This is a genomic window from Vibrio sp. 10N.261.52.A1, from assembly GCF_002876325.1.
GTDB classification, from domain to species: domain Bacteria; phylum Pseudomonadota; class Gammaproteobacteria; order Enterobacterales; family Vibrionaceae; genus Vibrio; species Vibrio chagasii.
The window spans coordinates 1-2,380 of the sequence record NZ_MCYD01000712.1; the positions used below are offsets into that span (position 1 = coordinate 1).

Below are 2,380 nucleotides of genomic sequence, written 5' to 3' on the forward strand. Positions count from 1 at the left end.
CAATAACAGACACTTACGATGAAAGTGCATATCCAGAATCCAATTATAAATAACATCACTGGAAGAAAACTAACCACTAAAAAGGATGCTGGCATTAAAACGAGTAAGGTGCACACTAAGGATATACAGATGCGTTTCGCTTTAACCACATTAGCCGTATCGGTGGCGCTTGTCGCCGGATGCAGCAATCAAGGAATAATAACCATGAACCACTACTCTCCATCGCAACTCATCGCTCAACAAACCCAAGCTCCCGTTGCTAAGAAAGTCCCTCATTCAATGACGACTCATGGTGACACACGAATTGATGATTATTATTGGATGCGTGATGATGAACGCCAAAACCCAGAGATCTTGCAGCATCTCGAGCAAGAGAACCAATATGCCGAGACTGTTCTGAAACATACAGAAGCATCTCAAGAACAATTATTTGAAGAGATCAAAGGCCGAATCGCGAAAGACGACAATTCGGTACCAGTTCGTAAAGGTAGCTATTACTACTCAAATAAAGTCACAGGTGACAACGAATACCCAGTTCATTTGCGCGAAAAACACTTTTTAGGAATAGACAAACAAGTCATCTTAGACGTTAACGAACTCGCCAAAGAACATGAATTCTTCAGCATTGGTGGCCTATCAGTCAGCCCGAACGAAAATATGTTGGCCTATGGCGAAGATACACTGAGCCGCCGTATTTACACCATTAAAATTAAAGACCTGACAACAGGTGAATACCTAAACGACGAAATTGAAGGGGCTTCGAGCGCTATCGCATGGCAAAACGACAACCAAGCCTTCTACTACATCAAGAAAGATCCACAAACTTTACTCGGCTATCAAGTTTACCGCCACGTATTGGGAACACCTCAAACAAACGATGAGCTGGTCTACGAAGAAGCTGACAGCGCTTACTACACCAGCATCAGTAAGAGTAAAGATGGCCAGCAGGTATACATTTGGCACTCGAGCACTGAAACCAGTGGTGTTTCAATTATTGATGCCAACAACCCAAATGCAAAAGCAGAAGCCTTCTACCCAAGAGAAACGGGTATTGAGTACAGCATCGCCAAGCTAGAGGGTTGGTATTACATCTACACCAACTACCAAGCAGTCAACTTCCGTTTGATGAAAACAACGGCTGAAGACATGCATGACCGTTCAAAATGGGTCGATGTCATTCCAGCTGACGACAACGTACAGCTTGTCGATTTTGAGCTATTTAATGATCATCTGGTTTACGAGCAGCGTTCAAATGGCTTGTCTACAGTGAAGGTTCGTCAACTCTCTACAGGCAAAGAATTTCCACTTGAGTTCAACGACACCGCTTTTGCTGCCTACCTAACAAGTAACTATGAGTTAGATAACTCTAAAGTTCGAGTCTATTACAGCAGCCTAACGACTCCTGGCACTTACTATGATTTCGACCTTAATACAGGTGAATCAGAGATCATGAAACAAACACCGGTATTAGGTGATTTCGATGCTGATAATTACCAATCAGAGCGAATCATGATCACGGCTCGCGATGGTAAGCAAGTACCAGTCTCTTTGGTTTATCGCAAAGATCTATTCAAGAAAGACGGTACTAACCCTCTCTACCAATATGCCTACGGATCTTACGGGCACACAATCGAACCAACTTTTAGCTCAGCTCGTCTTAGCCTACTTGATCGCGGATTCGTTTATGCTATCGCGCATATTCGTGGTTCAGAGATGTTGGGACGCCCTTGGTATGAAGATGGCAAAAAGCTGACTAAACAAAACACGTTCAATGACTTCATCGATGTCACCAAAGGCCTAGTTGAAGAAGGTTATGGCGCGAAAGATAAAGTGTTCGCAGTGGGCGGTTCAGCTGGCGGTCTATTGATGGGCGCAATCATCAATCAAGCACCTGAGTTATATCGAGGCATTGGCGCTCATGTTCCATTTGTTGACGTGGTAACGACCATGCTTGATGAATCAATTCCTCTTACAACTAACGAGTATGACGAATGGGGCAATCCCAACAATAAAACCTACTACGATTACATGTTGAGTTACTCGCCATACGACAACGTCAAGGCTCAAAACTACCCGAACATGTTAGTGACAACCGGTCTGCATGATTCGCAAGTACAATACTTTGAACCTATGAAGTGGGTAGCGAAGTTGCGTGAGATGAAAACAGACAACAATGTACTTGTGTTCAAAACCGACATGGAAGCAGGTCACGGTGGTGCATCAGGTCGATTTAAACGATTAAAAGAAGACGCACTGGAATACGCATTCTTTTTAGATTTGCTCAAAACTCAATAGATTCAACGCAAGTACCCACATCGTTTTATGTCGCCATTTTGTCTCTACAAATGGCGACATACATTATTAAGCATGGTTAAATACG

1 protein-coding gene is annotated in these 2,380 nt (G+C 43.3%); it reads left to right on the top strand.

The features are described 5' to 3' along the window. Positions 1-204 precede the first annotated feature (204 nt). Positions 205-2,295: a S9 family peptidase gene (locus BCT81_RS14235; RefSeq protein WP_198596898.1), complete on the top strand. Its 2,091-nt coding sequence runs from the start codon at positions 205-207 to the stop codon at positions 2,293-2,295. The last annotated feature ends 85 nt before the right edge of the window (positions 2,296-2,380 follow it).